Here is a 26,363-nt window from a genome sequence, read left to right as displayed (position 1 = left end):
CCTGCTCCCCGTCCGACTCCCCCCGCGGCTCACCCCGTTCGGATCGTCAGCCGCTCACGGATCCGCTCCGTCACCTGGTCCGGGACCCCGAGCCGCTCCCGTACGTACCGCTCCATCGACCCGTGCCGGACCGCCACTTCGTCGAGCGCCGCGTCCAGGTACTGCGGCAGGACCCCGATCAGATCGAGCGCGAGATCAGGGTTGCCGCCCTGCGCCGTGAACCCCTCGATCATCGGCGCGAACGCCTGCCGTACGGCCGTGTTGACCGACAGGTACTCCTCCCGCACGGTCTCTTCGTCCGCGCCGAGCAGCGACAGGACGACGGTCGCCGCCCACCCCGTCCGGTCCTTCCCCGCCGAACAGTGGAAGAGCAGCGGACCGGCGCCCGGAGCGCCCAGCTCGGTGAGGAGGGTCCCGTAGGCCGCGCGGGCGGACTCGCCGGAGACGAAGGTCCGGTACGTCCGGGCGAAGGCCGTCCGGACCTGGCCCCCGCCGAGGTGCTCCTCGGCGAGCGCGGGGTCGGCGAGCAGCGCCTTGAGGCGGGCGGCGGGCGGCAGCCCGCTGGTGGCCAGATGGTCGGCGAGCACGTCCGCGACGAGGCCCCGGGCGCCGGAGGGAAGCCGGTCGGGCCGGTCGGCGCGCTCGGTCTCCGTACGGAAGTCGACGACCGTACGGATGCCCAGCGCGGCCACGACCGGCTCGGCCGGGTCGAGCCGGTCGAGCTGGGCGGAACGCAGGACGAGGCCCGGACGGACGGAACGCCCGGCAGCGAGCGGCAGACCGCCCAGGTCACGGAGGTTGGCGACGGAGGTCGCGGGGATGGCGGGCATGACGTCGACTCCTCCGGTACGTACGCGTTCGTGTCGACGGTAGTGGATCGCCCCGATACGAGCAGTTCCAGACGTTTCGCGCGGCCACGCCCGGGTCCCCTCACCCAGGCTCCTCACCCAGGCTCCTCACCCAGGCTCCCCACCCCGGCCCCCGCTCCGGCCCTCCACCCAGACCCCCGCCGCCCCCCGCCCCGTCTCACCCCCGCACCCGCCTCACCCCTCCGCGAGCGCCGCCAGCACCTCCGCCTCACGCTCGGGCGAGAGGCCGACCTGCGGCCGGTCCGGGCGCTGAGGTGCCGTGCCGCCGACCGACTCCAGCCACGCCCACGTGTCCGCGACCGTCTCGGCCGCCGACCGGCAGCGCAGCCCCGCCGCGAGGGCGCGGGAGACGTCGGCGGCGTGCATCGCGTCGTACATCTCGCCCGGCGGCAGCCACACGGGCAGCTCCGACCACGGCGCCACCCCGGCCTTGACCAGTGCCTCCGGCTCGGTCCAGCGGAGTTCGGCAGCGGAGCCGGTGACCCGTACGCACGCGTCGAGCAGATCGCCCATCGTCACGTGCCCGGGCGGTGAGACGAGGTTGTACGGCCCCGAGAGCCCCGCGGCCACCGCGTCCAGCGTCCACTCGGCGAGGTCGCGGGCGTCGACGTACTGGACCGAGAGGGCGGCGGGCCCGGGGGCGAGGACCGGGCCGCCGCGCGCGATCCGGCCCAGCCACCAGGGGAGTCGGCCCACGTTCTCGTACGGGCCGAGGATGAGACCCGCGCGGACGAGCAGCGTCCGGTCCGCGCCGAACGCGGCGGTGGCGGCGAGCTCGCCGCCCCGCTTGGCCTCGGCGTACGGCACGTCCCCGTCGTCGGCCGAACCCTCCACCAGCGGGCCGTCCTCGTCGAGTCCGGCCGCCGCCGGCCACGCGTACACCGAACGGCTCGACACGTACGCGTACCGCCCGACCCGGTCGGCGAGCAGCCGCGCCACGTCCCGCACCGCGGACGGCGCGGCCGACCAGGTGTCCACGACGGCGTCCCAGGAGCCCGAGGCGAGCGCGGCGAGACCGTCGGGGCCGGTCGTGCGGTCGCCGATGAGCGAGGTGACCCCCGCCGGTGCCGCGTGCCGGCCGCGATGGAAGACGGTCACCTCCCAACCCCGGGCGAGCGCCGCCTCGACGACCGCGCGGCCGACGAATTCCGTACCTCCGAGCATCAACAGTTTCATGATCGGAGCGTGCCGCGCGGCGCGGCACGGGACCAGGGCTTTTCGCTGCCGGAGGATTCCGCCGAGGGAGGAAGGCCATCGGCGCGGGAGGAACGTCATCGATCGGGGAGGGGGTCTCGTGCGCCTTCGGGCGGGGTGGCACCATGACGGGCGATGACGAATGCCCGGTCGCCCCTGCGCGCGTTGCGAGCCGCCCTTTTCGCGGTGGTGTGCGTGACCTTGGCAGCTGTGGGGCATTCGTCCATGTCTGCGCACCAGCTTCCGGCACTCGCGCTGCTCGGCGCCTTCGCCGTCACGGCCACCGCCGCGTGGGCCGGCGCGGGCCGGCGCCGGGGCGCCCCGACGATCGCGGGCGCACTGTTCGTCCTCCAGGGCGCACTGCACCTGCTCTTCTCACTGGCCGGTTCCCTGGCGGGGGACACGGGTCACCCGGCGGCGACGGCCCCGCACGGCATGACCGGCATGCACGGCACGCGCACGGCGCACGGCATGCCCGCGATGCACGGGATGACGGGCGCCGACGGTGCGGCCGGCATGACCGGCCCGCACGACATGAGCGACGCCACCGCGATGTTCATGGACATGAGCACCGGCATGCTCGCCGCCCACCTCCTCGCCGCGCTCCTCTGCGGCCTCTGGCTCGCGCACGGCGAGGCCGCGTTCTTCACGCTCGCCCGAGCCGCCCTCGCGTACGCCTTCACCCCCCTGCGGCTGCTCTTCGCGCGCGTGCAGGTCCCCGACGCGCCGTCTCGCCCCGTCCGGCGGGCCCGGCGGAGCGCCCACCGCCCGCACACCGTCGTCCTCGCCCACACCCTGTCCCGGCGCGGCCCGCCCCGGCTGTCCGTACCCCGCGCCACGACCCTCGGAGCACACGTCTGACCCGGGGGTCCCTTCCCCCTGTCTGCACCGACTCCAAGGACAGTCACAGCGATGACCATCGACGATCCCGCACGCCCGGAAACGCCCGAGGCGCCACCGTCGGAACGCACCCAGGCCACCCAGGCCGCGACGGCCACCCAGGCCACCCAGGCCGCGACGGCCACCCAGGCCACCCCGGCCGCGACGGCCATCCAGGCCACCCCGGCCGCGACGGCCATCCAGGCCGCCCCGGCCCCGGCGGCCACCACGGAAGCCCCCGCCACCTCCGTCTCCCCCGCGACCCCTTCCACCCCTTCCACCCCTTCCACCCCGCAGAAGGCGGGAACCTGGAGCGCCCTCCGCCCCCTCGTCCTCCGCCTCCACTTCTACGCGGGCGTGCTCGTCGCCCCGTTCCTCCTCGTGGCCGCCGCGAGCGGTCTGCTCTACGCGCTCTCCTTCCAGGCCGAGAAGGTCGTGTACGCACACGAGCTCGAAGTCCCCGTCGGCGAAACGACCCTGCCGCTCTCCCAGCAGGTGAACATCGCCCGCAAGGTCAACCCGAACGGCACCGTCACCGCCGTCTGGCCGGGCGCCGAACCCGGCGCGACCACCCGCGTCCTGATGGCCGACCCCGACGTCCCCGAGGGCACCTCACTGGCCGTCTTCGTGGACCCGTACACCGGGGACGTCCGCGGGCAGCTGCCCAGCTACGGAAGCTCCGGAGCCCTCCCGCTGCGCACCTGGATCGACGGACTGCACCGTGATCTGCACCTCGGGGAGACCGGCCGCAACTACAGCGAGCTGGCGGCGAGCTGGCTCTGGGTCATCGCCCTCGGCGGTCTCCTGCTGTGGCTCGGCCGGCGCCGGAAGAACCGCCGCGCCCTGTTCGTACCGGAGGGCGGCCCGGCCTCGCGCCGCCGCACGCTGTCCTGGCACGGCTCGGTCGGTCTGTGGGCGGTGACCGGACTCGTCCTGCTGTCGGCGACGGGCCTGACCTGGTCGCGGTACGCGGGCGAGAACATCGGCGTCGTCCAGGACGGCCTCGGCGGAGCGACGCCCACGCTCACGGCGACCGTCGGCGGCGCGGCCGGCGGCTCCTCCGAACACGAGGGCCACGGCGGCGGCCACACCGGCGGCACCACCGCCCAGGGCCCGGACATCGGCCTCGACAAGGCCCTGGAGTCGGCCCGGGCGGCCGGCATCGACAGCCCGAAGATCTCGGTGATCCTGCCGAGCGAGGGCAAGGGGTACGTGGTCAAGGAGACGGACGCGCAGTTCCCGCTCCAGCTGGACTCGGTGGCGGTGAACCCGGCGGACGGCGCGGTCATCGACCGGCTTCACTTCGCCGACTACCCGCTCCTCGCGAAGCTCACCCGGATAGGCATCGACGCGCACACGGGCGTGTTCCTGGGCCTGTTCAACCAGCTGGCCCTCGCGGCCCTGGCGCTCGCGCTGATCCTGCTGATCCTGTGGGGCTACCGGATGTGGTGGCTGCGCCGCCCGGGCCGCCCGGCGGCCCGCGGGGCCTGGCGGAAGGTCCCGGTGACGATGCTGCTCCCGCTCCTCGCGGTGACGGCCGTTGTGGGGTGGTTCGTCCCGCTGCTCGGCATCAGCCTGCTGCTGTTCCTGACCGTGGACCTCGCCCTGGGACTGGTGTCCAGGGCGAGGAGCAGGGCACGGGCGAGCTGACCGAACCAGCCCGTCAGGGCGTGTACTTGTAGCCGACCCGCCGCACGGTCTGGATCGTGTGGCGGTGCTCGGCGCCCAGCTTCCGCCGCAGCCGGGCCACGTGCACGTCGACGGTACGTCCGTCGCCGACGTGGCCGTACCCCCACACGGTGGTGACCAACTGGTCGCGGGTGTGGACCCGGTGGGGGTGCGCCACCAGATGGGCGAGCAATTCGAACTCGAGATATGTCAGGTCGAGCGCCTGACCGTCCACGACGGCGATCCGCTGGACGCCGTCGATGACCACGGGCCCCTGGTCCTCCACCGCGGCGGCGACGGGCGCGGGCGCGGGAGCGGCGACGGGCAGCCGCGGCTGCTGATCGGCCGGTACGAGCACGAGGTACCCGACCATCGGCGGCCGGCCCGGCAGCGTCGGCAGCGTGTGCGGGGGAGCGGGCAGCAGGGTGGCACCGGGCGGCAGGAAGTCGGCGACCTGCGCGAAGTCGACGACCTCGTTGGGATCGACGGCACGCAGTCGGTGACGGCCGGGACGAACGGCGGTGGGGGTGCTGTGAGCGGTCTGGGCCATGGGAGGTCAGCTCTTTCGCGCGGAGGAACGGACGGACAGGAGTCGTACGTCATACGTCGTGCGCGTCGGCCGAAGGCCGTGGATCGGACCGAACCGATCAGGGCTTTAGAGGGCCGACGCGTTCCTCGCGCGGCAACACACCCGGTCGAAGTCGTGATGCTGCCGGGAAGGCCAGAACGGCTCGAGGTCGTGACGACCCGTCGCGGTGTCGTTCTGTGTGATGGCCATATCCCTATTGAACCAGAAGGGAATGCCCCCGACGACCCCTTCGTCGGCCAAACCCCGTGTCGTGCTTCCCACATGCCGGGAGAGGCACCCCGGTCCGTACGCCGTGAGGAGCCCCCTCTCGCGCCGGGAGGAGCCCGGCACGAACGCCGAGAGGCGCCCACCGGGAAGGGTGGGCGCCTCTCGACGTGAAGACGTGCGGATCAGACCTGGCCGGCCTTCGCCAGGGCCTCGCAGCAGGTGTCCACCAGGAGGCGGGTCACCGTGTACGGGTCCACGTTGGCGTTCGGGCGGCGGTCCTCGATGTAGCCCTTCTGGTCCTGCTCGACCTGCCACGGGATGCGGACCGACGCGCCGCGGTCCGAGACGCCGTAGGAGTACTGGTCCCACGGGGCGGTCTCGTGCAGGCCCGTCAGGCGGTCGTCGATGCCGGCGCCGTAGTTCTTGACGTGGTCGAGCGGCTTCGAGCCCTCGCCGAGGGACTCGGCGGCGGTGATGATCGCGTCGTAGCCCTCGCGCATCGCCTTCGTCGAGAAGTTGGTGTGCGCGCCCGCGCCGTTCCAGTCGCCCTTCACCGGCTTCGGGTCCAGCGTCGCGGAGACGTTGAAGTCCTCGGCCGTGCGGTACAGCAGCCAGCGGGCGATCCACAGCTGGTCCGAGACCTCGAGCGGCGCCAGCGGGCCGACCTGGAACTCCCACTGGCCCGGCATGACCTCGGCGTTGATGCCGGAGATGCCGAGACCGGCCTTGAGGCAGTTCTCCAGGTGCGCCTCGACGATCGGGCGGCCGAAGATCTCGTCCGCGCCGACACCGCAGTAGTAGCCGCCCTGAGCGGCCGGGAAGCCGTTGACCGGGAAGCCGAGCGGGCGGGTGCCCTCGAAGAACGTGTACTCCTGCTCGATGCCGAAGATCGGCTCCTGAGCGGCGAACTTCGCGGCGACCTCGGCCAGCGCGGCACGCGTGTTGGACTCGTGCGGCGTCATGTCCGTGTTGAGGACCTCGCACAGCACCAGGACGTCGTCGCCGCCGCGGATCGGGTCCGGGCAGACGAAGACCGGCTTGAGGACACGGTCCGAGGCGTGGCCCTTGGCCTGGTTCGTGCTGGAACCGTCGAAGCCCCAGATCGGCAGCTCGCCGAGCGTGGCGCCCCCGCCCACGATGATCTTCGTCTTGGAACGAAGCTTCGCGGTCGGCTCGGTGCCGTCGATCCAGATGTACTCAGCCTTGAAGGTCACTGGCCTCATCCTTTGGGCGTGCTGCTGCGGGTGTCGCGGCGGCTCGCGGCGCTGCGAGAAGCTGCGGTGTCTGTGTCCGGTCGCAGCTTCGCAACACGGGATTTCCCGTCGGTTGCCCGAATGTGAACCCCGTGTTACTCAGCTTTCCCGATCTTCGCGGAGCCGCTGTGCGACGGAGTGCTCGTTCAGGAACGTGCCGAGACCCGCGCTCCGGACACGCCGTACGACCTCCGCGTACGAGGTCCCCAGGGCCTCCGCCGTCCGCCCCAGGTGCCAGTCGCAGTCGGCCAGCCGCCGCAGCAGGTACCCCTTCCGGATCTGGTTCTCCGAGAGCCGGAACGTCTTCAGATAGGCCGTCCGTCCCTTGCGGTCGGTGATCAGCTCCCCGATGTGCTGCTCCCGCCCGCCCCGCTCGAACGGCGGCAGGAACCGGTGCAGATCGAACGGCCCGGCCCGGTAGGCCCGCTCGAAGGCGTACGAGGTCTCCAGCAGGTCCCGCGCCATGATCCCGTCGTGCGCCACTGCCCAGGCCCGCTCCTGCTCCCGGGCCGCCGCCCGCAGGTCCGCGAGGGTACGGATGCCACCGGCCCCGTCCCGGATCCGTGCCGTGAACTCGGGCACCGGGCCGCCGTAGTACGCGTACTGGTGGACCAGCTCCCCGTACAGGTCCTCGACGAGCGTCGGGTGCAGCAGGCGGTAGTCGTCCGGGTGCGGCACCACGAAGGCGGCGGCCAGCGCGTCGGCCACGTACAGGAGCAGCCCGCACTGGCCCGGGTGGACCTCGAAGATCCGCAGCGCCTCCGTGAGCCCGGACACGCTCCACCCCGCGTACGCCGCCTCGGCGCGCGGGGAGAGGCCGTGCCGGACCGCCTCGCGGGACCACTCGTCCCAGACGATCGAGGGACCGCCGAAGTGCAGCGCGAGATAGCCCTCCAGGGCGAGGTGCAGCGGCAGGAAACGGAGCCGCGACCCGGCGCGCCCGTCCTTGTCGCGCCGCCGCTTGGCCATCCGGTGGATCCGGCGCACGGGCACGCAGTCCGGCGCCTCGTCGCGGCCACCGTCTCCTCGCCCGCCGCCTCCGCCGCCGAGCCGGGTCCCGTACGCGGCGGACTCCCGGCCCGCCCCCGGCGCCGGGTCCGGCTCGGACCCCGTCCCCGCCCGCGTCCAGTCGGCGACGAACCCGTGCGGGACGTACGAGGTGTAAGTAGTGCGGTCGGGCAGGTCCACCGCGCCGAGGCCGCCGTACACCTCCCGGTGCAGCCGCAGCCCGGGTACCGGCTCGGCCCGTACCAGCGGCACCAGCCGCACCCCGCCCCACACCTGCGCGGGCCGGACGTCGAGCCCGGTCAGATCGATCCGGGTCATCCCCGTCCCCCTTCCTCCGCCGCCTTCAGGAACAGCTCCACCCGTCGGTCCAGATAGGCCCGCAGCTCCGCGAACCCCGTCCGCCCCTCGGCGAACTGCGCGATCTCCACCAGTGCCGCCAGATCCTCCGCGTCCCGGATGCCGGCGGCGGGCACGCTCGGGGCGAGCCGGCGTACGTCGAAACCCTGCGCGTCGTATACGGGGTTCAGGTGCACCACGCTCGTCCGGCGCTCCGGATCAAGACGCGACCGCCACACCCGCAGCACCTCGCCCGCGAGCCCCGGCGGGGCGTTGTCCCAGCCGTCCGAGACGATCACGAGCCGGTCCGGGCCGGTCTCCAGACCGTCCAGGATCCGCAGGCCCAGCGGGGTCGGCCCGTACGGCCGGACGAGCAGCGGGTCGTCGCCGCCCGAGGTCCAGAGCGGGGTGTACGCCCCCGGCGCCGCGAGGGCCTCCAGGAGGTGGTGGGAGCCGAGCGCGACGGCCAGCGGGCGGCGCCGCTTCACCGCCGAGCCCGAGGAGGAGAAGCTGTCGTCGAGCACGGCCGTGACCCGCCCCCAGCTCCCCGCGTACGGCCCCGCCGCGCGCCGGGCCGCGGCCCGCAGCGCTCCCGTCAGCTCGGCCCGCCGCTGCACGCGCTCGCCGAACGGCAGCGAGAGGACGTACAGGGCGAGCCGGGTCAGCGGCATCACGGACAGGTCGGCGGCCCGCTCGGTCCTGAGCTGTTCGAGCCGGGTCATCCGGGGCGCGATCCGCTCAAGGAACACCGCGCGCGGTACGCCGTGCTTGGCGGCGAAACCCTCGGCGACGGTGAACGGCAGCTCGTACAGCGCGCCCTGCTCGTAACGGGCGCGGCGGAAGGCGTCGAGCGTCGGGTTCTCGTACCGGACCCGGCGCCCCGGCGCGAAGAGGAAGTCCCCGGTCTCGGGGTCGGGCAGCCGCCCGTGGACGTGCCGGAGGGTGGCCTTCAGACCGCTCCGGTACTTCACCGCGTCCAGGGCGGGATCGGGGCGGGCCGCGAGCCACGCGCGCACGATCGCGCGCGTACGCCGGTTGTTGACGCCGGCGGCGCGCAGCGTACGGAACAGCCGGTAGACCCGCTGCGGCGGCAGCAGTGCGAGCCGCGCCCCGATCAGCCGTCCCTCGGCCCGCTTCTCCTCGGGTCCGCCCGCCTCGTCGGCGGTGCGCAGGAGCTGCTCGACGATGAGGGCGGCGTTGTGGTGGTTGATGTCGAGCGCGAGGGCAGCGGCGTACACGGGCCGGTAGTTGACCCGTACGTACTCGTGGACGAAGCGGAGCGAGAACCGCTGCTCGGCGGCGGAGGAACGGAACTCGCGCTGGCCGGTGGCGGTCACGGCGGCGTTGACGAAGAGGAGCACGTCCTCGGCGGCGACGAGCTCGGACACGGGTCTCTCCTTCTCGTACCGCGTGGGTGCCGGCCGGGGAATGAGGGCACGAACAGCGAAGACGTTGCTTCAGAGGCAGGTTCCGGAAGTCGCACCGAAGTCCCGCGGCCGGCCAGGAAACGCTAGCACCGGGCGGGGGGAGGGCCGCGAGCGGATTTCGGGGAGGGCCACGGGCGGGATCCCGCGGAGGCCCGTTGTCGGAGTCACCCGGCACACTGGGGGCATGGCGAAGCAGCTGGGCGCGAAGCCCCGTATCGGACTCCTCGGCACCGGCCCCTGGGCCGGTCGCACGCACGCGCCCGCGTTGGCAGGGCATCCGGGGATCGAGTTCAGCGGGGTGTGGGGCAGACGCCCCGAGGCGGCGGCCGCGCTCGCCGCCGCGTCGGGCACGCGCGCGTACGACGACGTGGACGCGCTCTTCGCGGCCAGCGACGCCGTCGCGTTCGCGCTTCCGCCGGACGTCCAGGCCCCGCTGGCGGTCCGGGCCGCCGAGGCCGGCTGCCACGTCCTCCTCGACAAGCCGGTCGCGACGACGGTCGCCGGGGCGCGGGAGGTGGCCGGGGCGGTGGAGGCCGCGGGAGTGGCCTCGGTCGTCTTCTGCACGCTCCGCTTCGCGGAGCCGACGGCCCGCTGGATCGAGGAACAGGAGGCGGTCGGCGGCTGGTTCCTGGGCGAGGCGCACTGGCTGGGCTCGCTCTACGGGACCGGGTCGACCAGCGAGTACGCGGCCTCGCCCTGGCGCCGTGAGAAGGGCGGCCTGTGGGACGTGGGCCCGCACGTCCTGTCGGTCCTCCTCCCGGTCCTCGGAGACGTCACGGAGATCACCGCGGCGCGGGGCCCGGCGGACACCCACCACCTGGTGCTCCGCCACACCTCGGGCGCGAGCAGCACCGCCACCCTCACCCTCGGCGCGCCGCCGGAGGCGGCGGAGGCGGCCCTCACCCTGTACGGCACCGGGGGCCGGGCCGAACTGCCCCGCTGGGACGGGGCTGTGGGGGCGTTCGGCGCGGCGGTGGACGCCCTGATCGGCTCGGCCCGCACGGGCGGACCCGATGCCTGTGACGCCCGCTTCGGCCTCCGCCTCACGGAGATCCTGACGGCGGCGGAGGCGATGGCCGAAGCGAAGGCGGAGGCGAGGGCGACGGAGGGTGCCCTTCAGGACCCGAGCGCCTCGGACAGTCCCTCGCACAGCGCCTCCAGCGCACGCGGGTACAACCGCTCCGGCGGCGTGGCGTAGCCGACGACCAGGCCGTCCGGAGGTGCCGGGCCGTCCGGAGGTGCCGGACAGTCCGGGGGTGCCGGGCTGTCCGGGGGTGCCGGGCTGTCCGGGTCACCCGGGTCGTCCGGATGGGCCGGGTCTCCGGCGTCGGGATGGCGATAGGGGGCCAGGCCCTCCACCGCGACCCCGCGTCGGGCCGTCGCGGCGAGGGCTGCCCGTTCCGTGCCGGCGGGCAGCTCCAGGACGGCGTGCAGCCCGGCGGCGATGCCCGTCACCCGTACCGCCGGGACCCGTTCGGCGAGCAGCGCCGTCAGCCGGTCGCGCCGCCCGCGGTGCCGCTGGCGCATCCGCCGGACGTGCCGGTCGTACGCGCCGGAGGCGAGGAAGTCCGCGAGGGTGAGCTGGTCCGTCGCGGAGGCGTACGGCTCGCGTTGGCCCTTCGCCGCGACCACCGGGTCCACCAGCGCGGACGGCAGGCACATCCAGCCGATCCGCAGGGTGGGGGAGAGGCTCTTGCTGACGGAGCCGATGAGGACGGTCCGTTCGGGGTCGAGGCCCTGGACGGCGCCCACGGGCCGCCGGTCGTAGCGGAACTCCCCGTCGTAGTCGTCCTCGATCACCAGACCGCCGGAGGCCCGCGCCCACTCCAGGACCCCGGCCCGGCGCTCGGGGTGCAGCGGCCCGCCGGTGGGGAACTGGTGGGCGGGGGTGAGCAGCACCGCGCGCGCGTGGTCCGGGATTTCGGCGACCCGCGCACCGTCCTCGTCGACGGTCACCGGCAGGGTGGTGACTCCGGCCTCGGCGAGGAGCCCGCGGTGGAAGGGCAGCCCGTACGCCTCGACCGCCCAGGGGTCCGCGGGGCCGAGCACGCGCGCGAGGAGCCGCAGCGCGTGTGCGGCGCCGGAGCAGACCACGATCCGGTCCGGGGTGGTGCGGACGCCCCGCACGCGCGCGAGGTACTCGGCGAGCGCCAGGCGCAGTTCGATCCGGCCGTGCGGGTCGCCGATCCCGAAGGCCTCGTGCGGCGCGGCGGTCAGGGCCCGCCGGGCCGCCGCCAGCCAGGCGGCGCGGGGGAAGGCGCCGGGGTCGGGCCTGCCCTGGACGAGGTCGTACGGGAGCGGGGGCGGCGCTGTCGTCCGTACGGGCCGGGGGGCGGGGGCGGCGACCCGGTCGGCGACGCGGGTCCCGGAGCCCTGGCGGGAGGTGAGCCAGCCTTCGGCGACGAGCTCGGCGTACGCGTCGGCGACGGTGTTCCGGGCGATGCCGAGGTCGGCGGCGAGCGACCGATAGGGCGGCAGCCGGGTACCCGGGGCCAGTCGCCCGCCGCGTACGGCCTCGCGCAGGGCGGCGATGAGCACGGCCCGCCGCCCGCCGGCGGCGCTCAGCTCCAGGTGCAGATCGACCCCGAGCCCGTCGTCCGATGCGGTCACGACTCCTCACCGTCGCTCATGAGGTCCCGTACGCCGGTCAGGAAGCGCCGTACGGCCTCCTTCTCGCCCTCCTCGAACCCGTCGAGCAGGGCCACGGCCCCTTCGACGAGGGGCCCGAAGTGGGCTCGCCCCAGTTCCTTCGCCCGGTCCTCCACGGTGAGGAGCACCCGCCGCCGGTCGCGGGTGTCGCGGACGCGGGCCACGTGGCCGAGGCGTTCGAGCCGGTCGACGACGGCGGTCGTGCCGGCCGAGTTGAGTCCGAGCCGCTCGCCGAGCCACCCGGCGGTGGCGTCGGTGCCGGCGCGCTCGGCGTCGAGGAGACAGATCAGGGCGCGTACGTCGGTGGGGTGCATGCCGTTGCGGGCGGCGAACTCGCCCTGCCGGAGGCCGTATTCGACGGTGACCTCGCGGAGCAGGTGAAAGGTGAGCAGCTCGGGTGACTCGGCCACCGCGTCCTCCTATTATCTCGCTGAGCGAGAGTATCGCCGAACGAGAGGACCAGGAGATGCCCGCGTCCCGAACCTTCGACTCCGCCTTCGACTCCGCGCTCGCCTTCGATTCCGCGTACGACGAACTCCTCGCGGCCTGGCCGCACCCCACGACGGCCTCGGAACTCCCCACCCCCTACGGCACCACGCACCTCCTGCACCACGGCGCCGAGGACGGCCCGCCGGTCCTCCTCCTGCCGGGCGGCGGGTCGGCCGCCGGCTCCTGGCGCACCACGGCCGCGGCGCTCGGCGCGACGCACCGGGTGCACGCCGTCGACCTCGTCGGCGGCCCGGGCCGCAGCCGGACGGACGGCCGCCCGATCCGTACGGCCGCCGACCTGACGGCCTGGCTGGACGCCGTGCTCGACGGCCTCGGACTGACCTCGGCGGCCTTCTGCGGCCACTCGTACGGAGGGTGGATCGCGCTCCGGTACGCGCTGGCGGCCCCGGACCGGACGGACCGCCTCGTCCTGCTCGACCCGACCGGATGTTTCGCCGGCTTCCGCCCGGGCTATCTGCTGCGGGCGCTCCCGACGCTGCTGCGCCCGACGGCCGCGCGGACGGCGGCGTTCCTGGCGTGGGAGACGGGCGGCGCGGAACACGACCCCCGGGTACGCCGCCTGGACACCCTGGCGGCGGAACTCCCGCGCCTCCGCCCGGTCACCGGCCCCTGCCCGACCGCCACCGAACTCGCGGCCCTGCGCCCGCCGGCCCTGGTCCTCCTTGCGGAGGGCAGCCGGCCGCACGACGCGCGCGGGGCGGCGAAGCGGGCGACGGCTCTGGGCCTGCGAACGGAGCTCGTCCCGGAGGCGACCCACCACACCCTCCCGGCCACTCTGCCGCCCGCGACCCTGACCGCCCTCACGAGCTTCCTGGTGTCCTAGGGGGTGTCGATCGGGCCCGGGCCGAGGCTCCTAGCGGGAGAGCGCGTCCCGCACGGCCTCCTCGGACCGGCCGACGACGGCCGTGCCGTCCTCGGCGGTGATGATCGGCCGCTGGATGAGCTTGGGATGCGCGGAGAGGGCCTCGATCCACCGCTCGCGGCTCTCGGCGTCGCGGGCCCACTCCGTCACCCCGAGCTCCTTGGCGACGGCCTCCTGTGTCCGCGTGATGTCCCACGGCTCGAGCCCGAGCCGGTCGAGCACCTGCCGGATCTCGTCGGGGGAGGGCACGTCCTCCAGGTATCGGCGCACGGTGTAGTCGGCGCCCTCGGCGTCGAGAAGGGTGAGGGCGCTGCGGCACTTGGAACAGGCGGGATTGATCCAGATCTCCATGCCCCCACGGTACCCCCCAGAGCCCCCTCCACCACCCCCCAAACCCCCTCTGGCCAGGGGCGATTGTCAGTGGGGGCCACTAAAATGGGGGGTGAAGGTGAGGGTCCCGGGGAGGGCCCGCATCCCGCCGTTCGCCAGGAGGTAGCCCATGGCTCTCGCCGTGATCCGGACACCGTCCCTCGAACCCTGGAAGCCGCTCCGGAAGAAGCCGCTCCCCGCGGGCCGCCCCCGCGAGTGGTACGTGACGCACAACCGCCGGCTGAAGGCCATGCGCCTCGCGATCGCCCTCCTCGACGCCGGCGTCTACGTCCCGTCGAAGGCCACGAACGCGACGATACGCAGCACGGCCCACCACATCGGCATCCACCCGCCCTCGGACACCACCTGCCGCATGGTGCGAGCCATGATCCGCTACGGCCGCTGACCGCGGAGGGGCGCTGCCCGGCCAGGGCCGGGCAGCGCCGTCGTCGGATTCCCGCCCGCTACCAGGCCACCGGCAACCGCTCGGGGAGCCGCTTCATGAAGTTGGTGCGCCACACCAGCTGTTCGACCGGCACCGCGAGCCGCAGCCCCGGCAGCCGGTCGAGGAGCGTCTCCAGGGCGATCTCGGCGTGCCTTTTGCCGAGCGCCGTCGCCGGGCAGTAGTGCCGCCCGCCGCCGAAGGAGAGGTGCTCGGCGGCGTTCTCCCGGTCCGGCCGGAAGGCCAGCGGGTCCGGGAAGTGCTCCGGATCGTGGTTCGCGGCCTCCACCAGCACCAGGATCAGTTCACCGGCCCGCACCTCGACCTCGCCGAGCCGCACGTCCTCCAGGGCCAGCCGGGGCAGCCCGTCGCCGATCGACAGGTTCACCCGCAGCAGTTCGTCCATCGCCCCGGCCACCCCTTGCTCGCCGGCGGTCAGCGCCTCCCGCACGTCCGGCCGGGTCAGCACCGACACGAGCGCCATCGTCAGGAACCCGGCGGTGGAGATCACCCCGGCACCGAACAGCGTCACGCCCACCGTCGCCAGCATCTCGTCCGTCAGATGGGCGTAGTCGGGATCCTCGCGCAGCGCCGCGAGCTCCGCCATCAGCCCACCCGTCGCCGGATCGTCGAGGCGCCCGGCCATGTACGCGATGTCCCGGTCCCAGTGGAGCCGGGCCGCCTCGATCTCGTGCGGGGCGTTCATGAAGGCCACGTCCAGACTGCGCAGCAGCCGAGGCCCGTCCTCCTCCGGGATGCCCAGCATCCGGCAGTGCAGCCCCGCCGAGTACGGATCGGCGTAGGCGCCCCGCAGCTCCCCGGGCGCCCCCTCGGCGACCAGCGCGTCCACCAGGGCCCCGGCCCGCGCCCGCAGCCACTCCTCCAGACCGGGCGCCTTCGGGTTGATCGCCTTCATCACGGCCTTGCGCAGTCCGGCCCCGGTGATGTTGCCCATGTTGTTCACCACGTGCGGCGGGATCGTCAGCGCGTACTGCCGCGGGGCGCCCGGCGCCGAGGTGTCCTTGAGGCTGAACCGCGGGTCCTCCAGGACCTGTCGGCACAGCTCGTACGAGGAGACCAGCCAGGCCTCGGCCCCGGCGATCGTCCGCACACGCCGTACGGGTTCGGCGCGGAGCGCCTCGACCTCCGCGGGCAGCCGGGTCCCGTCCCAGTCGAAGGGGAACGCGGGCAGTTCGTTCGTCGTGACCACGGTCATCGCGAATCTCCTTCGACAGGCGTGATGATGCCGTGCCCCTGGTTGCGGGAGGCACGCAGCCCGGTGCCCCGGGCGTAGAGCAGATCGGCGAGGGGCAGGGCCTGGTGGTAGCAGTTGAGCGACGACGGCACCCCGAGGATCGCGGGGGTGTCCAGGAACAGCGGCACCTCGGCGCAGATGTACGCGCGGCACACCTCCTTCTGGAGCCCGCTCGCCTCCTGCCCCGGTGTCAGCTTCCCGGCCAGGAAGATCCCGGTGAGCGCGTCGCAGGTCTCCCGTACCACCGGATCCCCGTCGACGGCGGTCACGACCTGGCGGTGCAGCTCCTGGTACGCGGGGAGGGCCTGGAACTCCGACATCCCGCGGGCCCGTACCCGTACCCCCGTGGGATCGGCCTCGGCCACGGCCGCCCCGACCTTCGCCCGCACCCCCCGCAGGTTCTTGACGGCCTTCCGTCGCGCCTCGTCGCTCCCGTACCCCAGTGCCTCGTACATGTCGGAGACATGCAGATCGGTGTAGACGAGATCGACCTGGTCGAAGTGGTCCAAGCCCCAGCGCGTCAGCTCGCGCAGCCGCTGGGCGGTGAAATAACTGTTTCCCGGAGAGACGCCGATGACCACGTGCGCGCCTTCGTCGGCGATGACGCGGCAGTGATCGGTGTACGGCTGGAGTCGGAGCGTCTCTGCAGGGGCGAAAGCCGCCTGAGTCACGTCGGCAGTCCTCATCGCGCCAGCTAGTCCCAGCGGAGCCCTGTGCTCCGGGTGTGGCGGCGGCGACGACCACACGCTATCGATCAGTCGCGGAGCGTGAACCCCCTACTCGTAGGTACGCACGAGAGTTCGTCACCTGTTCGCATTCCTGTGATCTCGGCCGGACACGGCGAGGCCCGCCGCCCCCTCGAAGGGGGACGACGGGCCTCGGGAGAACCTCGCTCGCGCGGTACGGCTTAGAGGTCGAAGTAGAGCTCGAACTCGTGCGGGTGCGGGCGCAGCTGGATCGGGGCGATCTCGTGGGTGCGCTTGTAGTCGATCCAGGTCTCGATCAGGTCGGACGTGAAGACGCCGCCGGCCTGCAGGTACTCGTTGTCGTCCTCGAGGGCGTGGAGGACGGCTTCCAGGTTGGTCGGGACCTGCTGGACGTTCGCGTGCTCCTCGGGAGCGAGCTCGTAGAGGTCCTTGTCGATCGGCTCCGCCGGCTCGATCTTGTTCTTGATGCCGTCGAGGCCCGCGAGGAGCAGCGCCGAGAAGGCGAGGTACGGGTTCGAGGACGGGTCCGGCGCGCGGAACTCGACGCGCTTGGCCTTCGGGTTCGAGCCCGTGATCGGGATGCGCATGGCGGCGGAGCGGTTGCGCTGCGAGTACACCATGTTGACCGGGGCCTCGAAGCCCGGGACCAGGCGGTGGTACGAGTTCACCGTCGGGTTGGTGAAGGCGAGCAGCGACGGGGCGTGCTTGAGGATGCCGCCGATGTAGTAGCGGGCGGTGTCCGAGAGGCCCGCGTAGCCCGTCTCGTCGTAGAACAGCGGGTCGCCGTTCGCCCACAGCGACTGGTGGACGTGCATGCCCGAGCCGTTGTCACCGAAGATCGGCTTCGGCATGAAGGTCGCGGTCTTGCCGTTGCGCCAGGCGACGTTCTTCACGATGTACTTGAAGAGCATCAGGTCGTCGGCCGCGGCGAGCAGCGTGTTGAACTTGTAGTTGATCTCGGCCTGGCCGGCGGTGCCGACCTCGTGGTGCTGGCGCTCGACCTGCAGGCCGACGTTCTCCAGCTCCAGGGAGATCTCCGAGCGCAGGTCGGCGAAGTGGTCGACCGGCGGGGCCGGGAAGTAGCCGCCCTTGTAGCGGACCTTGTAGCCGCGGTTGTTCTCCTCGGAACCGGTGTTCCAGGCGCCGGCCTCGGAGTCGATGTGGTAGAAGCCCTGGTTCGCCGAGGTCTCGAAGCGCACCGAGTCGAACACGTAGAACTCGGCCTCGGGGCCGAAGTACGCGGTGTCGGCGATGCCGGTGGACGCGAGGTACGCCTCGGCCTTCTTCGCGATGTTCCGCGGGTCACGGCTGTACTGCTCGCCCGTGATCGGGTCGTGGATGAAGAAGTTGATGTTCAGCGTCTTGTCGCGGCGGAAGGGGTCCACGCGGGCGGTCGACAGGTCGGCGCGGAGCGCCATGTCGGACTCGTGGATCGCCTGGAAGCCGCGGATCGACGAACCGTCGAAGGCGAGCTCCTCCGACGGGTCGAACGCCGTCGCCGGGATCGTGAAGTGCTGCATCACGCCCGGAAGGTCGCAGAAACGGACGTCGACCATCTTGACGTCGTTGTCCTTGATGTACTTCTTGACCTCGTCGGCGTTCTGGAACCCGTGCGTCTCGGACATCCCACTCCTCCTACTCCCGGCCCGGGGAGGGGCGGGGTTTGCAGCTGGTTCGTGCGGCCAGTGCGGTGGCACACGCTGGACCCGACCATAGGCAGACGGGATTTCTCAAGCATGACCCAATTGTTTCGTCGAAGTTAACCGAGGTGGGTGTCGCCCGGCCTGCCGACACCCTTCGCCGACCCGGGCCGAAGTGATCAAAAACGGGCGCAGTACCGTGGTCGCGTGGACAACAGGCAAGCACTCGGATCTTGGCTCTCCGGCCCCCGCGCGGCGGCCGAGGACGCAGGCGTCGACTTCGGCTACCGCGGTCAGCAGCTGGGGCTGCCCGAGGAGGGCCCCGGTTCGATCGCCCGCCCCGGGCGGCGTCTCGGCGCCCTCGCCGTCGACTGGGCCCTCTGCACGCTGATCGCATACGGCCTGATCACCGACGGCTACAACCAGGCCACCGGCAACTGGGCCCTCGTCATCCTGCTCGTCCTGAGCGTGCTGACCGTCGGCACCGTCGGCTCGACCCCCGGCAAGCGCCTCTTCGGCCTCGGGGTCGTCTCCGTGAACGGCGGCCGCCTCGGCCTCCTGCGCGTGGCGCTCCGCTCCCTGCTCGTCTGCCTGGCGATCCCGGCCCTCATCTGGGACCGTGACGGCCGCGGCCTCCACGACCGCCTCGCCGGCGCCGTACAGGTCCGCATCTGACCGGCTGCGCCCCTCTGCGGCCCGCCTGGCGGCGCCTGTGGCCCTCGCGGGCACCGGGCAACCCGTAGAACCTCACCGTAGAACCTCATGAGGAAGGCCCCGGACCGTCACACGGTCCGGGGCCTTCCTCATGAAGCAGTTCTGGAAACAATCGCTTCCGGTCGGGCGCGTCAGCGCATCTTTCCGCCCCGCGGCATCCGCATGCCCTTGGGCATCGGACCCTTCGGCAGCGGCATGTTGCTCATCAGGTCACCCATCGCCCGCAGCCGGTCGTTGGCCACCGTCACCTGCGGGCCGGTGAGCACCCGAGGCAGCTTGAGCATGGTCGTACGGACCTTCTTGAGCGGCACCTGGCCCTCGCCGTCGCCGACGATGATGTCGGTCACCGGCACGTCCACCACGACGCGGTTCATCCGCTTCTTCTCGGCTGCGAGCAGAGGCTTCACCCGGTTCGGGTTGCCCTCCGCCACCAGCACGATGCCGGCCCGGCCGACCGCCCGGTGCACGACGTCCTGGCTGCGGTTCATCGCGACCGCGGGGGTCGTCGTCCAGCCTCGCCCGACGTTCTGCAGCACCGCCGCGGCCGCGCCCGGCTGGCCCTCCATCTGCCCGAAGGCCGCGCGCTCGGCGCGCCGCCCGAACACGATGGCCGCCGCCAGGAGCGCCAGGACGAAGCCCAGGATGCCCAGGTAGACCGGGTGACCGATCAGGAAGCCGATCGCGAGGAGGACACCGAGTACGACGATGCCCACGCCTGCGACGACAAGTCCGACCTTCGGGTCAGCCTTTCGGGTCATCTTGTACGTGAGGGCGATCTGCTTGAGCCGCCCCTGGTTCGCAGCGTCAGCGCTGCCCGTGTTTGCCTTCCTCGCCATGTCCTGAAGTTTACGTGGCCCGGGAAGTCCGGCCCGACGCGACCTCCATCACGTGCTGGGCCTCGACCCGGTCCTTGGCGCGGCGGCGGTCCTCCAGGACGGAGTTCCAGGCGTTGCGCCGGGCGGTTCGCTGCCCGGCGCCGAGGAGCAGTGCCTCCACGGCCTTCAGGGCGTCGGTGACGGACGGGATCGCGGTGACGCGGACGTGCGTCGATGCGGCCGGCATGTCGGGGTCCTCCCTCGATTGCGGATGAGACGAGGCGGGGGGTGCGAGCGGGGATGTGAGCGAGTCGTGGCGGTGAGTGAATCCAAGCTCACAGACTGGTGTTACCAGGGCGTGACCCGGTGGTCAAACACTGATGAAACGTTGATGCGGCCATGTGGAGGGCACGGGAAACGCCGACGCGGCCCGTACATCCCCGCTGAGCTGCGGGGCCGTACGGGCCGCGTCCAATCCGGCCATTACTGACCAGTAACTGCTTGTGCTCCGATTCACACAGCCTGTGTGGCGTTGTCCACCGCGCCGCGCTTCTCGATCGCCTGCTGGAAGAGGCGCCCCGCGCGGTACGACGAACGGACCAGCGGGCCCGACATGACACCGGAGAAGCCGATCTCGTCGGCCTCCTCCTTGAGCTCCACGAACTCCTGCGGCTTCACCCAGCGCTCCACGGGGTGGTGCCGGACGGAGGGGCGCAGGTACTGCGTGATCGTGATCAGCTCACAGCCCGCGTCGTGCAGCTGCTGGAGCGCCTCGCTGATCTCCTCACGGGTCTCGCCCATGCCGAGGATCAGGTTCGACTTCGTGACCAGACCGTAGTCACGGGCCTGCGTGATGACGTCGAGCGAACGCTCGTAACGGAATCCCGGACGGATCCGCTTGAAGATCCGCGGCACGGTCTCCACGTTGTGCGCGAAGACCTCGGGGCGGGAGGCGAAGACCTCCGCCAGGAGCTCCGGCACCGCGTTGAAGTCGGGCGCGAGCAGCTCGACCTTGGTGCGGCCGTCGGCGCGCTCCGCCGTCTGCTGGTGGATCTGGCGCACGGTCTCCGCGTACAGCCAGGCGCCGCCGTCCTCCAGGTCGTCGCGCGCGACGCCGGTGATGGTGGCGTAGTTCAGGTCCATCGTGACGACGGACTCGCCCACGCGGCGCGGCTCGTCCCGGTCCAGCGCCTCGGGCTTGCCCGTGTCGATCTGGCAGAAGTCGCAGCGCCGGGTGCACTGGTCACCGCCGATGAGGAAGGTCGCCTCGCGATCCTCCCAGCACTCGAAGATGTTGGGACAGCCCGCCTCCTGGCAGACCGTGTGCAGCCCCTCGCTCTTCACGAGGCTCTGCATCTTCGTGTACTCGGGCCCCATCTTCGCCCGCGTCTTGATCCACTCGGGCTTGCGCTCGATGGGGGTCTGGGCGTTCCGGACCTCCAGGCGCAGCATCTTGCGTCCGTCGGGTGCGACTGCGGACACATCGGCTCCTGTAGCTTCGATTCTTCGGCGCACACCAGGGTACGCCGTTGCTTCCCATGCCTTACTACGTCTGGCCAACCTCTGGCCAGCGCCCTGCATTCCTGCGGGCACTCCTCAGACCGAGGCCGTCTCCACCGGACGCTCGATCTCGCGCGGCTTCAGCACCGCCTGCTCAAGGACCGCCCGCAGGTGCTTCTCCGCCACCGGCAGCACCTCCTCGATCGTGACGTCGCGGCCCAGCTCGTTGGCGAGCGAGGTCACGCCCGCGTCGCGGATGCCGCACGGGATGATCCGGTCGAACCAGGCGTTGTCCGGGTTCACGTTGAGGGCGAAGCCGTGCATCGTGACGCCCTTGGCGACCCGGATGCCGATCGCGGCGAGCTTGCGGTCCTCGCGGCGCTGGCCGGCGTTGGAGGGGGCGTACTCGGGGCCGTTCAGGCGCGGGTCGAACTCCTCGTCGTTCAGACGCGGGTCGAAGTCCAGCGACAGGCCGCCCAGCGACGGCCGCTGCTCTGCCGCCTGTCGCGGTTCGCCGAGCACCCACACCCCGCTGCGGCCCTCGACCCGGCTCGTCTCCACGCCGAACTCGGCGGCGGTGAGGATCAGCGCCTCCTCGAGCCGGCGGACGTGCGCGACGACGTCCACCGGGCGGGGCAGCTTCATGATCGGGTAGCCGACGAGCTGGCCGGGGCCGTGCCAGGTGATCTTGCCCCCGCGGTCGACGTCCACCACGGGCGTCCCGTCGAGCGGGCGCTCGTTCTCCGCCGTACGCCGGCCGGCCGTGTAGACCGGCGGGTGCTCGAGGAGCAGACAGGTGTCGTCGATCTCGTCGGCGAACCGCGCGGCGTGCACTTCGCGCTGCTTGTCCCAGGCCACCTGGTAGTCGACGGCTTCCTCGCCGAACCCAAGGCGGACGAATCGCAGCTCACTCACGGCCATGCCTCCTCCTGGGTGCCGGGGTCCGGAATCCGGGGATCATCCCGGGCCGGTGCGGCACCATGCGTCATTCGCGCCCATGCCACTGTACGGCGGTGCCGGGGACGGACCTCCGGCAGGTGGACGGGGACCGCGTCCGGCAGGTGGCTGGGAGCACCTACGTCAGCGATGCCGTCAATCCTCACACGATCGGATGAATGTGGGGCGAAGGTGGCGGTACAGGCCGTGAGGACCGCTAAATTCGCGCCGTTCCATGAGGGTCCGACGGGGCTGCCGCCCGGACCCGGAAGGCAGGAGACCGCACAGCTGATGACGGAACGACCACCGCAGCGCATCCCGAACCGCCAGCTCGCCGCGCTCATCGCCGAAGCCGGGTTCTCCCATGCGGGCCTGGCGAGACGGGTGGACCAGCTCGGTCTGGAACACGGTCTCGACCTGCGGTACGACAAGACCTCGGTGACCCGCTGGCTCCGCGGCCAGCAGCCGCGCGGCACCACGCCCGCGCTGATCGCCGAGGTCTTCACCCGTCGACTCGGCCGCCGGCTCTCCGCCCAGGACCTCGGCCTCGACGCCTGCGCTCCGGTCTACGCGGGCCTGGAGTTCGCGGCGACCCCCGAAGAGGCGGTCGACATCGTCAGCGGGCTCTGGCGGAAGGACTCCGGCAGCCACGCCGAACTCCGCAAGATCGCCTTCACCCCGGCGGGTCTGGTCGTGCCCAGCCGCGACTGGCTGATCGGCCGTGCGGACGACCGGGTGGCGCGGGGGGACGCGCCGCAGGGCGCCCGGCCTTCGTCGGCGGCCGCGGTCACCGCCGCGGCCACGGCCGAGGCCCGCCTGGCGCACGACCCGCGCCTGGCCCACGACCCCCGGCTCGCGCACGATCCCCGGGTGCCGCCCCAGGGCCGCTTCTCCGTGCCCCGGCAGCGCGGTACGGACCGGGGGCCCGGCCAGCGGGTCTCCAGCGGGGACATCGCGGCCCTGCGCTCGGTCGGCGAGCTCTTCCGCACGCTCGACCACGCCTACGGCGGCGGGCACGCCCGGCAGGCCCTCGTCCGCTACCTGGAGCACGAGGCCGAGCCGATGCTGCGCGGCACGTACGGCGAGTCCGTGGGCCGGCGCCTCTTCGCCGCGGCCGCCGACCTGACCCGGCTCGCCGGCTGGACGTCGTACGACATCGCCGCGCACGGCCTCGCCCAGCGCTACTTCGTCCAGGCGCTGCGGCTCGCCCAGGCCGCCGGGGACCGGGCGTACGGCTCGTACGTGCTCCTCACCATGAGCTGCCAGGCCGTCTACCTCGGCCACGGGCGGGAGGCCGTGCAGCTCGCCCGGGTCGCCCAGCAGGGCGTCGGGCCGGCCGCGCCGCCGGTCGTCCAGGCGATGCTGCACGCGGTGGAGGCGCGGGGACACGCGGTCCTCGGCGAGGCGCGGGCGTGCAGCGCCTCGCTCGTGCGGGCCGAGCGGGCCCTTGAGGCGGCGCGGCCGGGCGACGAGGTGCCGTACTGGGCCCGGATGTTCGACGAGGCCCAGCTCGCCGACGAGCTCGGACACTGCCACCGCGACCTCCAGCAGTACCGGCCGGCCGCCCAGCACGCGGAACGCGCCCTCCAGCTCCGGGCCCCCGGCTTCGCCCGCAGCCGCCTCTTCTGCCGGGTGGTCCTGGCGACGTCACGCCTGGCCCTGGGGGAACTGGACCAGGCGTGCGCACTCGGTGCGGAGGCCGCGCAGCAGGCCTCGGAGATGCGGTCGGCGAGGGCGGTGGAGTACGTACGCGACTTCGAACGCCGCCTGGAGCCGTACCGGGACGCGGCGGCGGCCCGCACCTACAGAGACCGAGTAGCGGCCATCGGCTGACCCCCACCCGGCACCCGGGACCGGGCGGCGTCCAGGACCCCGCGCACGGCGCCCGCGCGGGGGCGCCGTGTCTGCCCCCCGCCGCGCCTGCCCCCGCGCCGCGCCTGCCCCCCCGCCGTGCGGTCCGTCCCGCCCCGCCCCGCCCCGCCGCCGGGGCCCCGTGAGCCCCTACGCCGCCTCCTCCCCCCCTTCGTCCACCCCCCGTCGCAGCCCCAGGTCCGTCAGGAGGGACGATGCCGCTCGGTGGCCCGATGCCAGGGCGCCCTGAGGGGTGCTCGTCGCGCGGTGGTCGCCGCAGACGTACAGGCCCGCGAGGAGGCGGACCGAGCGGTGCGCGTCGTGGGGTGGGGGCATCGAGGGGACCGCGTCCGGCGTGTGACGCAGGGCCAGCAGCTCCCACTCGTCCGTCGACGTGCCGTACAGCGTCGCGAGGTGCTTGCGGACCCGCCGTTCCGTGTCGTCCGGCGGCGTTCCGAGCACCGTCGAGGTGATCAGCGTCCGGCCCTCCGGCGCCCGCCCCGGGTCCACCGCGCTCATCACCGCCGTGTGGGCCACCGGCCCGCCCGGGTCCGCCTCCAGGAGCAGCGTCGGGTCCGCCGTGGGCGCCACCGGCGCCGTGTGGTGCAGCACCGTCACGGAGTGGAAGGCCGGCCGGCGCAGACCGGGCAGCAGCTCGGCGGCCGTCCGGGCTCCCGTCGCGAGGACGACCGACCGGCACCGGAACACCCCGTGCTCCGCCGTCGTCACCCGCGAGATCGACGCCTCCGTGACCCGGACCCCCGTCCGGACCGTGCCCGGCGGCAGCGTCGCCGCGAGCCGCTCCGGGAGCGCGGCCGCCCCGCCCTCGGGCACCGCGAGCCTGCCCCGGGCGAAGGCGCGCAGCGCCAGGTCCGCGCGGCGGCTCGACATGCCGAGGTCCGGGTCGCCGAGGAGCGCCGCGAGCAGCGGCCGCAGGACGCCCTGGACGGTCCTGGCGGGCAGCCGCGCGGTCAGCGCCTCGCGCGCGGTCCGCTCGGGGCGGGCCAGGATCCGCTGCGTCGGGGTCGCCGCGAGCCGGACGAGGGACGCGCCGAGCCGCGCCTGGTCGAGCGAGGCGGCCGGATGTCGGGGGGCGCTCGCGAGGGCGCGCGCCACGCTGAACGCTCCCCCCACGCTCCGGTGCCCCGCGCTCCGGGGCGCGCCGGCCGTCCGGCGCGGGTGCGGGGCGCCCCACCGCGCGTACCGGCCGTCGCTGTGCACGAGCACCCCGGGGGCGAACGGCCGCAGCACCAGGCCGTCGAGCCCCGGGACGGCCCGGAGTTCCTCGTACGACAGGGTGAGCAGCGGTCCCACCCGGTCGAGCAGGAAGCCGTCGACGGCCTCGGTCGCCATCCGGCCCCCGATGCGGGGTTCCGCCTCCAGGACGACCACGGAGAGCCCGGCGTCGGTCAGCCGACGGGCCGCGGCGAGTCCCGCGACCCCGGCTCCGACGATGACGACGTCGACGGTTTGCGCGATGCCGAGGTCGACGTCGACATCGACGTCGACGTTCGTACGCTGTGCGTTCCTTGCGCTGTCTGCGCTGTTGAGCACGTGCCCCTCCCCAGGTCGGCGCGGCCAGTGGGAGGCCTATGCCCCCAACGAGCCTCCGGAATGCCCGAGTTCGCCGTTCTCGTCGAGCCTAGGCAGCGCTCCCACGGGTGCCAGCCGCGCGCACCGGGGTGCGTGCGGCACGGGGGAGCACAAGGGGGGGAGCGAAGGAGGGGGAGTGGCGCGGAGTTCAGCGCGCGGCCGCCCTGATCGAGTCGTCGATCGTCGGGAACGCGAAGTCGAATCCGGTCTCCAACAGCCGCCCCGGCAGCACCCGCTGACTCCCCAGCACATCCTGCGCGAAGTCCCCGAGCACCACCTTCAGCACGGGCGCGGGCACGGTGACGAGGGTCGGCCGGCGCAGTACCCGGCCCATCGCCGCCGTCACCTCGCGGTTGGTGACGGGGTCGGGGGCGGTCAGGTTCACCGGGCCCGAGAGCGCCGGGGTGTCGAGGAGATGGCGCAGGGCGGCCACCTCGTCGTGGAGGGAGATGAACGACCAGTACTGGCGGCCGTCGCCCATCCGTCCGCCGAGTCCGGCCCGGAAGACCGGGAACAGCCGTCCCCACGCCCCTCCCTCGCGCGCCACCACCAGGCCCGTACGGGCGTAGGCGACCCGGATGCCGGCCTCCTCGGCGGGGGCCGCGGCGGCCTCCCACTCCACGCAGATCTCGGGCAGGAAGCCCGTACCCGCCGGGGCGCTCTCGTCGACCGCACGGCTGCCGGTGTCCCCGTACCAGCCGAGCGCCGTGCCGCACACCAGGCTCTCCGGCGGCTCCGCGAGGGAGGCGAGGGCCTGGGCGATGGCCGTCGTGCCGAGTACGCGGCTGTCGCGGATCTCCTGCTTGTACGCCTCGTTCCAGCGGCGCTCGCCGACCCCGGCGCCCGCCAGGTGCACGACGGAGTCCACGCCGACGAGCCCGGCGGCGTCCACGTACAGCCGCTTCGGGTCCCACTCGACCTCGTCGGCGGTCCGGGCGGGCCGGCGGACGAGCCGGACGACGTCATGGCCGTCGGCGCGCAGGGAGCGGACGAGGGCGGTGCCGATGAGCCCGGAGGCACCGGTGACGGCGACACGCTTGCGAGTGGCGGAACGCTGCATGGGCACCATCCTGCCCTCCCGGGCGGGCGC

At 73.1% G+C, this 26,363-nt stretch carries 25 protein-coding genes; 7 read left to right on the top strand and 18 right to left on the bottom strand.

What is annotated here, in order from left to right; translation table 11 throughout:
• Positions 1 to 29: 29 nt before the first annotated feature.
• Together E0F75_RS30415 and E0F75_RS30410 are read right to left on the bottom strand one after the other, a co-directional pair.
• On the bottom strand, positions 30 to 830 hold the full coding sequence (locus tag E0F75_RS30415) for a tyrosine-protein phosphatase (protein ID WP_229314163.1): 801 nt from the start codon (positions 828 to 830) through the stop codon (positions 30 to 32).
• 213 nt (positions 831 to 1,043) lie between these two features.
• Positions 1,044 to 2,045 (bottom strand): NAD-dependent epimerase/dehydratase family protein, encoded by a 1,002-nt coding sequence (locus E0F75_RS30410; RefSeq protein WP_229314162.1) that lies wholly within the window; start codon positions 2,043 to 2,045, stop codon positions 1,044 to 1,046.
• Between the two features lie 243 nt (positions 2,046 to 2,288).
• On the opposite strand from E0F75_RS30410, the gene E0F75_RS30405 reads away from it, so the two are divergent.
• On the top strand, positions 2,289 to 2,924 hold the full coding sequence (locus E0F75_RS30405) for a hypothetical protein (RefSeq protein WP_229314161.1): 636 nt from the start codon (positions 2,289 to 2,291) through the stop codon (positions 2,922 to 2,924).
• Between the two features lie 51 nt (positions 2,925 to 2,975).
• Complete coding sequence (locus E0F75_RS30400) at positions 2,976 to 4,592, top strand: PepSY domain-containing protein (RefSeq protein ID WP_229314160.1); 1,617 nt, start codon at positions 2,976 to 2,978, stop codon at positions 4,590 to 4,592.
• Positions 4,593 to 4,605: 13 nt separating this feature from the next.
• On the opposite strand, the gene E0F75_RS30395 is transcribed toward E0F75_RS30400, so the two are convergent.
• From E0F75_RS30395 to E0F75_RS30380, 4 genes are all read right to left on the bottom strand, one after another.
• Positions 4,606 to 5,160 carry a winged helix-turn-helix domain-containing protein gene (locus E0F75_RS30395; protein WP_229314159.1) on the bottom strand — a complete coding sequence of 185 codons (555 nt, stop codon included), beginning with the start codon at positions 5,158 to 5,160 and terminating at the stop codon, positions 4,606 to 4,608.
• 428 nt (positions 5,161 to 5,588) lie between these two features.
• Entirely contained in the window at positions 5,589 to 6,620 is a 1,032-nt protein-coding gene (glnII, locus tag E0F75_RS30390) for a glutamine synthetase (RefSeq protein WP_229314158.1), read from the bottom strand.
• 138 nt (positions 6,621 to 6,758) lie between these two features.
• Positions 6,759 to 7,985, bottom strand: coding sequence for a hypothetical protein (locus E0F75_RS30385; RefSeq protein WP_229314157.1), 1,227 nt, complete (start codon positions 7,983 to 7,985; stop codon positions 6,759 to 6,761).
• Positions 7,982 to 9,391 (bottom strand): hypothetical protein, encoded by a 1,410-nt coding sequence (locus tag E0F75_RS30380; RefSeq protein ID WP_229314156.1) that lies wholly within the window; start codon positions 9,389 to 9,391, stop codon positions 7,982 to 7,984. Before E0F75_RS30380 ends, E0F75_RS30385 begins: the two co-directional genes overlap by 4 nt.
• Positions 9,392 to 9,614: 223 nt before the next feature.
• Here E0F75_RS30380 and E0F75_RS30375 point away from each other — a divergent pair, with 223 nt between their 5' ends.
• Complete coding sequence (locus E0F75_RS30375; RefSeq protein ID WP_229314155.1) at positions 9,615 to 10,628, top strand: Gfo/Idh/MocA family protein; 1,014 nt, start codon at positions 9,615 to 9,617, stop codon at positions 10,626 to 10,628.
• Here E0F75_RS30375 and E0F75_RS30370 read toward each other — a convergent pair.
• Positions 10,547 to 12,040: a PLP-dependent aminotransferase family protein gene (locus E0F75_RS30370; protein WP_229314154.1), complete on the bottom strand. Its 1,494-nt coding sequence runs from the start codon at positions 12,038 to 12,040 to the stop codon at positions 10,547 to 10,549. The two genes, E0F75_RS30375 and E0F75_RS30370, sit on opposite strands and share 82 nt — an antisense overlap.
• Positions 12,037 to 12,489 carry a MarR family winged helix-turn-helix transcriptional regulator gene (locus E0F75_RS30365; protein ID WP_229314153.1) on the bottom strand — a complete coding sequence of 151 codons (453 nt, stop codon included), beginning with the start codon at positions 12,487 to 12,489 and terminating at the stop codon, positions 12,037 to 12,039. Before E0F75_RS30365 ends, E0F75_RS30370 begins: the two co-directional genes overlap by 4 nt.
• Before the next feature lie 56 nt (positions 12,490 to 12,545).
• On the opposite strand from E0F75_RS30365, the gene E0F75_RS30360 reads away from it, so the two are divergent.
• The gene (locus tag E0F75_RS30360) at positions 12,546 to 13,412 is read left to right on the top strand and encodes an alpha/beta fold hydrolase (RefSeq protein ID WP_229314152.1); all 867 of its coding nucleotides are present in this window, start codon (positions 12,546 to 12,548) and stop codon (positions 13,410 to 13,412) included.
• A gap of 30 nt (positions 13,413 to 13,442) precedes the next feature.
• Here the strand turns inward: E0F75_RS30360 and E0F75_RS30355 are convergent, their stop codons facing one another.
• Positions 13,443 to 13,802: an arsenate reductase family protein gene (locus E0F75_RS30355; protein WP_229314151.1), complete on the bottom strand. Its 360-nt coding sequence runs from the start codon at positions 13,800 to 13,802 to the stop codon at positions 13,443 to 13,445.
• A 148-nt stretch (positions 13,803 to 13,950) separates the two neighbouring features.
• Between E0F75_RS30355 and E0F75_RS30350 the strand changes: the two genes are divergently transcribed.
• Positions 13,951 to 14,226 (top strand): hypothetical protein, encoded by a 276-nt coding sequence (locus E0F75_RS30350; protein WP_229314150.1) that lies wholly within the window; start codon positions 13,951 to 13,953, stop codon positions 14,224 to 14,226.
• Positions 14,227 to 14,284: 58 nt separating this feature from the next.
• On the opposite strand, the gene E0F75_RS30345 is transcribed toward E0F75_RS30350, so the two are convergent.
• The 3 genes from E0F75_RS30345 to glnA all read right to left on the bottom strand — a co-directional run bounded on the left by E0F75_RS30345 (position 14,285) and on the right by glnA (position 17,849).
• The gene (locus E0F75_RS30345) at positions 14,285 to 15,478 is read right to left on the bottom strand and encodes a cytochrome P450 (protein ID WP_229314149.1); all 1,194 of its coding nucleotides are present in this window, start codon (positions 15,476 to 15,478) and stop codon (positions 14,285 to 14,287) included.
• Positions 15,475 to 16,188, bottom strand: coding sequence for a tRNA-dependent cyclodipeptide synthase (locus tag E0F75_RS30340; RefSeq protein ID WP_229314148.1), 714 nt, complete (start codon positions 16,186 to 16,188; stop codon positions 15,475 to 15,477). The genes E0F75_RS30345 and E0F75_RS30340 overlap by 4 nt, the downstream gene beginning before the upstream one ends.
• Before the next feature lie 236 nt (positions 16,189 to 16,424).
• Entirely contained in the window at positions 16,425 to 17,849 is a 1,425-nt protein-coding gene (glnA, locus tag E0F75_RS30335; RefSeq protein WP_229314147.1) for a type I glutamate--ammonia ligase, read from the bottom strand.
• A 222-nt stretch (positions 17,850 to 18,071) separates the two neighbouring features.
• Between glnA and E0F75_RS30330 the strand changes: the two genes are divergently transcribed.
• Complete coding sequence (locus tag E0F75_RS30330) at positions 18,072 to 18,539, top strand: RDD family protein (protein ID WP_229314146.1); 468 nt, start codon at positions 18,072 to 18,074, stop codon at positions 18,537 to 18,539.
• A 170-nt stretch (positions 18,540 to 18,709) separates the two neighbouring features.
• On the opposite strand, the gene E0F75_RS30325 is transcribed toward E0F75_RS30330, so the two are convergent.
• From E0F75_RS30325 to lipB, 4 genes are all read right to left on the bottom strand, one after another.
• Positions 18,710 to 19,414: a DUF4191 domain-containing protein gene (locus tag E0F75_RS30325; RefSeq protein ID WP_229314145.1), complete on the bottom strand. Its 705-nt coding sequence runs from the start codon at positions 19,412 to 19,414 to the stop codon at positions 18,710 to 18,712.
• Positions 19,415 to 19,424: 10 nt separating this feature from the next.
• Positions 19,425 to 19,640, bottom strand: coding sequence for a hypothetical protein (locus tag E0F75_RS30320; protein WP_030208220.1), 216 nt, complete (start codon positions 19,638 to 19,640; stop codon positions 19,425 to 19,427).
• A gap of 266 nt (positions 19,641 to 19,906) precedes the next feature.
• A complete protein-coding gene (lipA, locus tag E0F75_RS30315) occupies positions 19,907 to 20,875 on the bottom strand; it encodes a lipoyl synthase (RefSeq protein WP_209494434.1) in 969 nt (322 codons plus the stop codon).
• Between the two features lie 114 nt (positions 20,876 to 20,989).
• Complete coding sequence (gene lipB / locus E0F75_RS30310; protein ID WP_229314144.1) at positions 20,990 to 21,808, bottom strand: lipoyl(octanoyl) transferase LipB; 819 nt, start codon at positions 21,806 to 21,808, stop codon at positions 20,990 to 20,992.
• 312 nt (positions 21,809 to 22,120) lie between these two features.
• Between lipB and E0F75_RS30305 the strand changes: the two genes are divergently transcribed.
• A complete protein-coding gene (locus tag E0F75_RS30305) occupies positions 22,121 to 23,662 on the top strand; it encodes a regulator (protein WP_229314143.1) in 1,542 nt (513 codons plus the stop codon).
• 168 nt (positions 23,663 to 23,830) lie between these two features.
• Here E0F75_RS30305 and E0F75_RS30300 read toward each other — a convergent pair whose 3' ends face one another.
• Both E0F75_RS30300 and E0F75_RS30295 read right to left on the bottom strand, forming a co-directional pair.
• Positions 23,831 to 25,234, bottom strand: a complete 1,404-nt coding sequence (locus E0F75_RS30300) for an NAD(P)/FAD-dependent oxidoreductase (RefSeq protein WP_229314142.1) — start codon at positions 25,232 to 25,234, stop codon at positions 23,831 to 23,833.
• Between the two features lie 187 nt (positions 25,235 to 25,421).
• A complete protein-coding gene (locus E0F75_RS30295) occupies positions 25,422 to 26,342 on the bottom strand; it encodes a TIGR01777 family oxidoreductase (RefSeq protein WP_229314141.1) in 921 nt (306 codons plus the stop codon).
• Positions 26,343 to 26,363: the final 21 nt, after the last annotated feature.

The sequence above is a fragment of the Streptomyces sp. CB02980 genome (assembly GCF_014451325.2).
Classification (GTDB): Bacteria; Actinomycetota; Actinomycetes; order Streptomycetales; family Streptomycetaceae; genus Streptomyces.
The sequence above is the reverse complement of the archived record's forward strand: the minus strand, read 5'-3'. Positions and strand labels throughout refer to the sequence as shown.

What these genes read in the sequence shown, in the direction of transcription:
- E0F75_RS30415 (WP_229314163.1), bottom strand. Translation starts at nt 830, where the DNA reads ATGCCCGCCATCCCCGCGACCTCCGTCGCCAACCTCCGTGACCTGGGC.
- E0F75_RS30410 (WP_229314162.1), bottom strand. Translation starts at nt 2,045, where the DNA reads ATGAAACTGTTGATGCTCGGAGGTACGGAATTCGTCGGCCGCGCGGTC.
- E0F75_RS30405 (WP_229314161.1), top strand. Translation starts at nt 2,289, where the DNA reads ATGTCTGCGCACCAGCTTCCGGCACTCGCGCTGCTCGGCGCCTTCGCC.
- E0F75_RS30400 (WP_229314160.1), top strand. Translation starts at nt 2,976, where the DNA reads ATGACCATCGACGATCCCGCACGCCCGGAAACGCCCGAGGCGCCACCG.
- E0F75_RS30395 (WP_229314159.1), bottom strand. Translation starts at nt 5,160, where the DNA reads ATGGCCCAGACCGCTCACAGCACCCCCACCGCCGTTCGTCCCGGCCGT.
- E0F75_RS30385 (WP_229314157.1), bottom strand. Translation starts at nt 7,985, where the DNA reads ATGACCCGGATCGATCTGACCGGGCTCGACGTCCGGCCCGCGCAGGTG.
- E0F75_RS30375 (WP_229314155.1), top strand. Translation starts at nt 9,615, where the DNA reads ATGGCGAAGCAGCTGGGCGCGAAGCCCCGTATCGGACTCCTCGGCACC.
- E0F75_RS30360 (WP_229314152.1), top strand. Translation starts at nt 12,546, where the DNA reads ATGCCCGCGTCCCGAACCTTCGACTCCGCCTTCGACTCCGCGCTCGCC.
- E0F75_RS30355 (WP_229314151.1), bottom strand. Translation starts at nt 13,802, where the DNA reads ATGGAGATCTGGATCAATCCCGCCTGTTCCAAGTGCCGCAGCGCCCTC.
- E0F75_RS30350 (WP_229314150.1), top strand. Translation starts at nt 13,951, where the DNA reads ATGGCTCTCGCCGTGATCCGGACACCGTCCCTCGAACCCTGGAAGCCG.
- E0F75_RS30345 (WP_229314149.1), bottom strand. Translation starts at nt 15,478, where the DNA reads ATGACCGTGGTCACGACGAACGAACTGCCCGCGTTCCCCTTCGACTGG.
- glnA (WP_229314147.1), bottom strand. Translation starts at nt 17,849, where the DNA reads ATGTCCGAGACGCACGGGTTCCAGAACGCCGACGAGGTCAAGAAGTAC.
- E0F75_RS30325 (WP_229314145.1), bottom strand. Translation starts at nt 19,414, where the DNA reads ATGGCGAGGAAGGCAAACACGGGCAGCGCTGACGCTGCGAACCAGGGG.
- E0F75_RS30320 (WP_030208220.1), bottom strand. Translation starts at nt 19,640, where the DNA reads ATGCCGGCCGCATCGACGCACGTCCGCGTCACCGCGATCCCGTCCGTC.
- E0F75_RS30305 (WP_229314143.1), top strand. Translation starts at nt 22,121, where the DNA reads ATGACGGAACGACCACCGCAGCGCATCCCGAACCGCCAGCTCGCCGCG.
- E0F75_RS30295 (WP_229314141.1), bottom strand. Translation starts at nt 26,342, where the DNA reads ATGGTGCCCATGCAGCGTTCCGCCACTCGCAAGCGTGTCGCCGTCACC.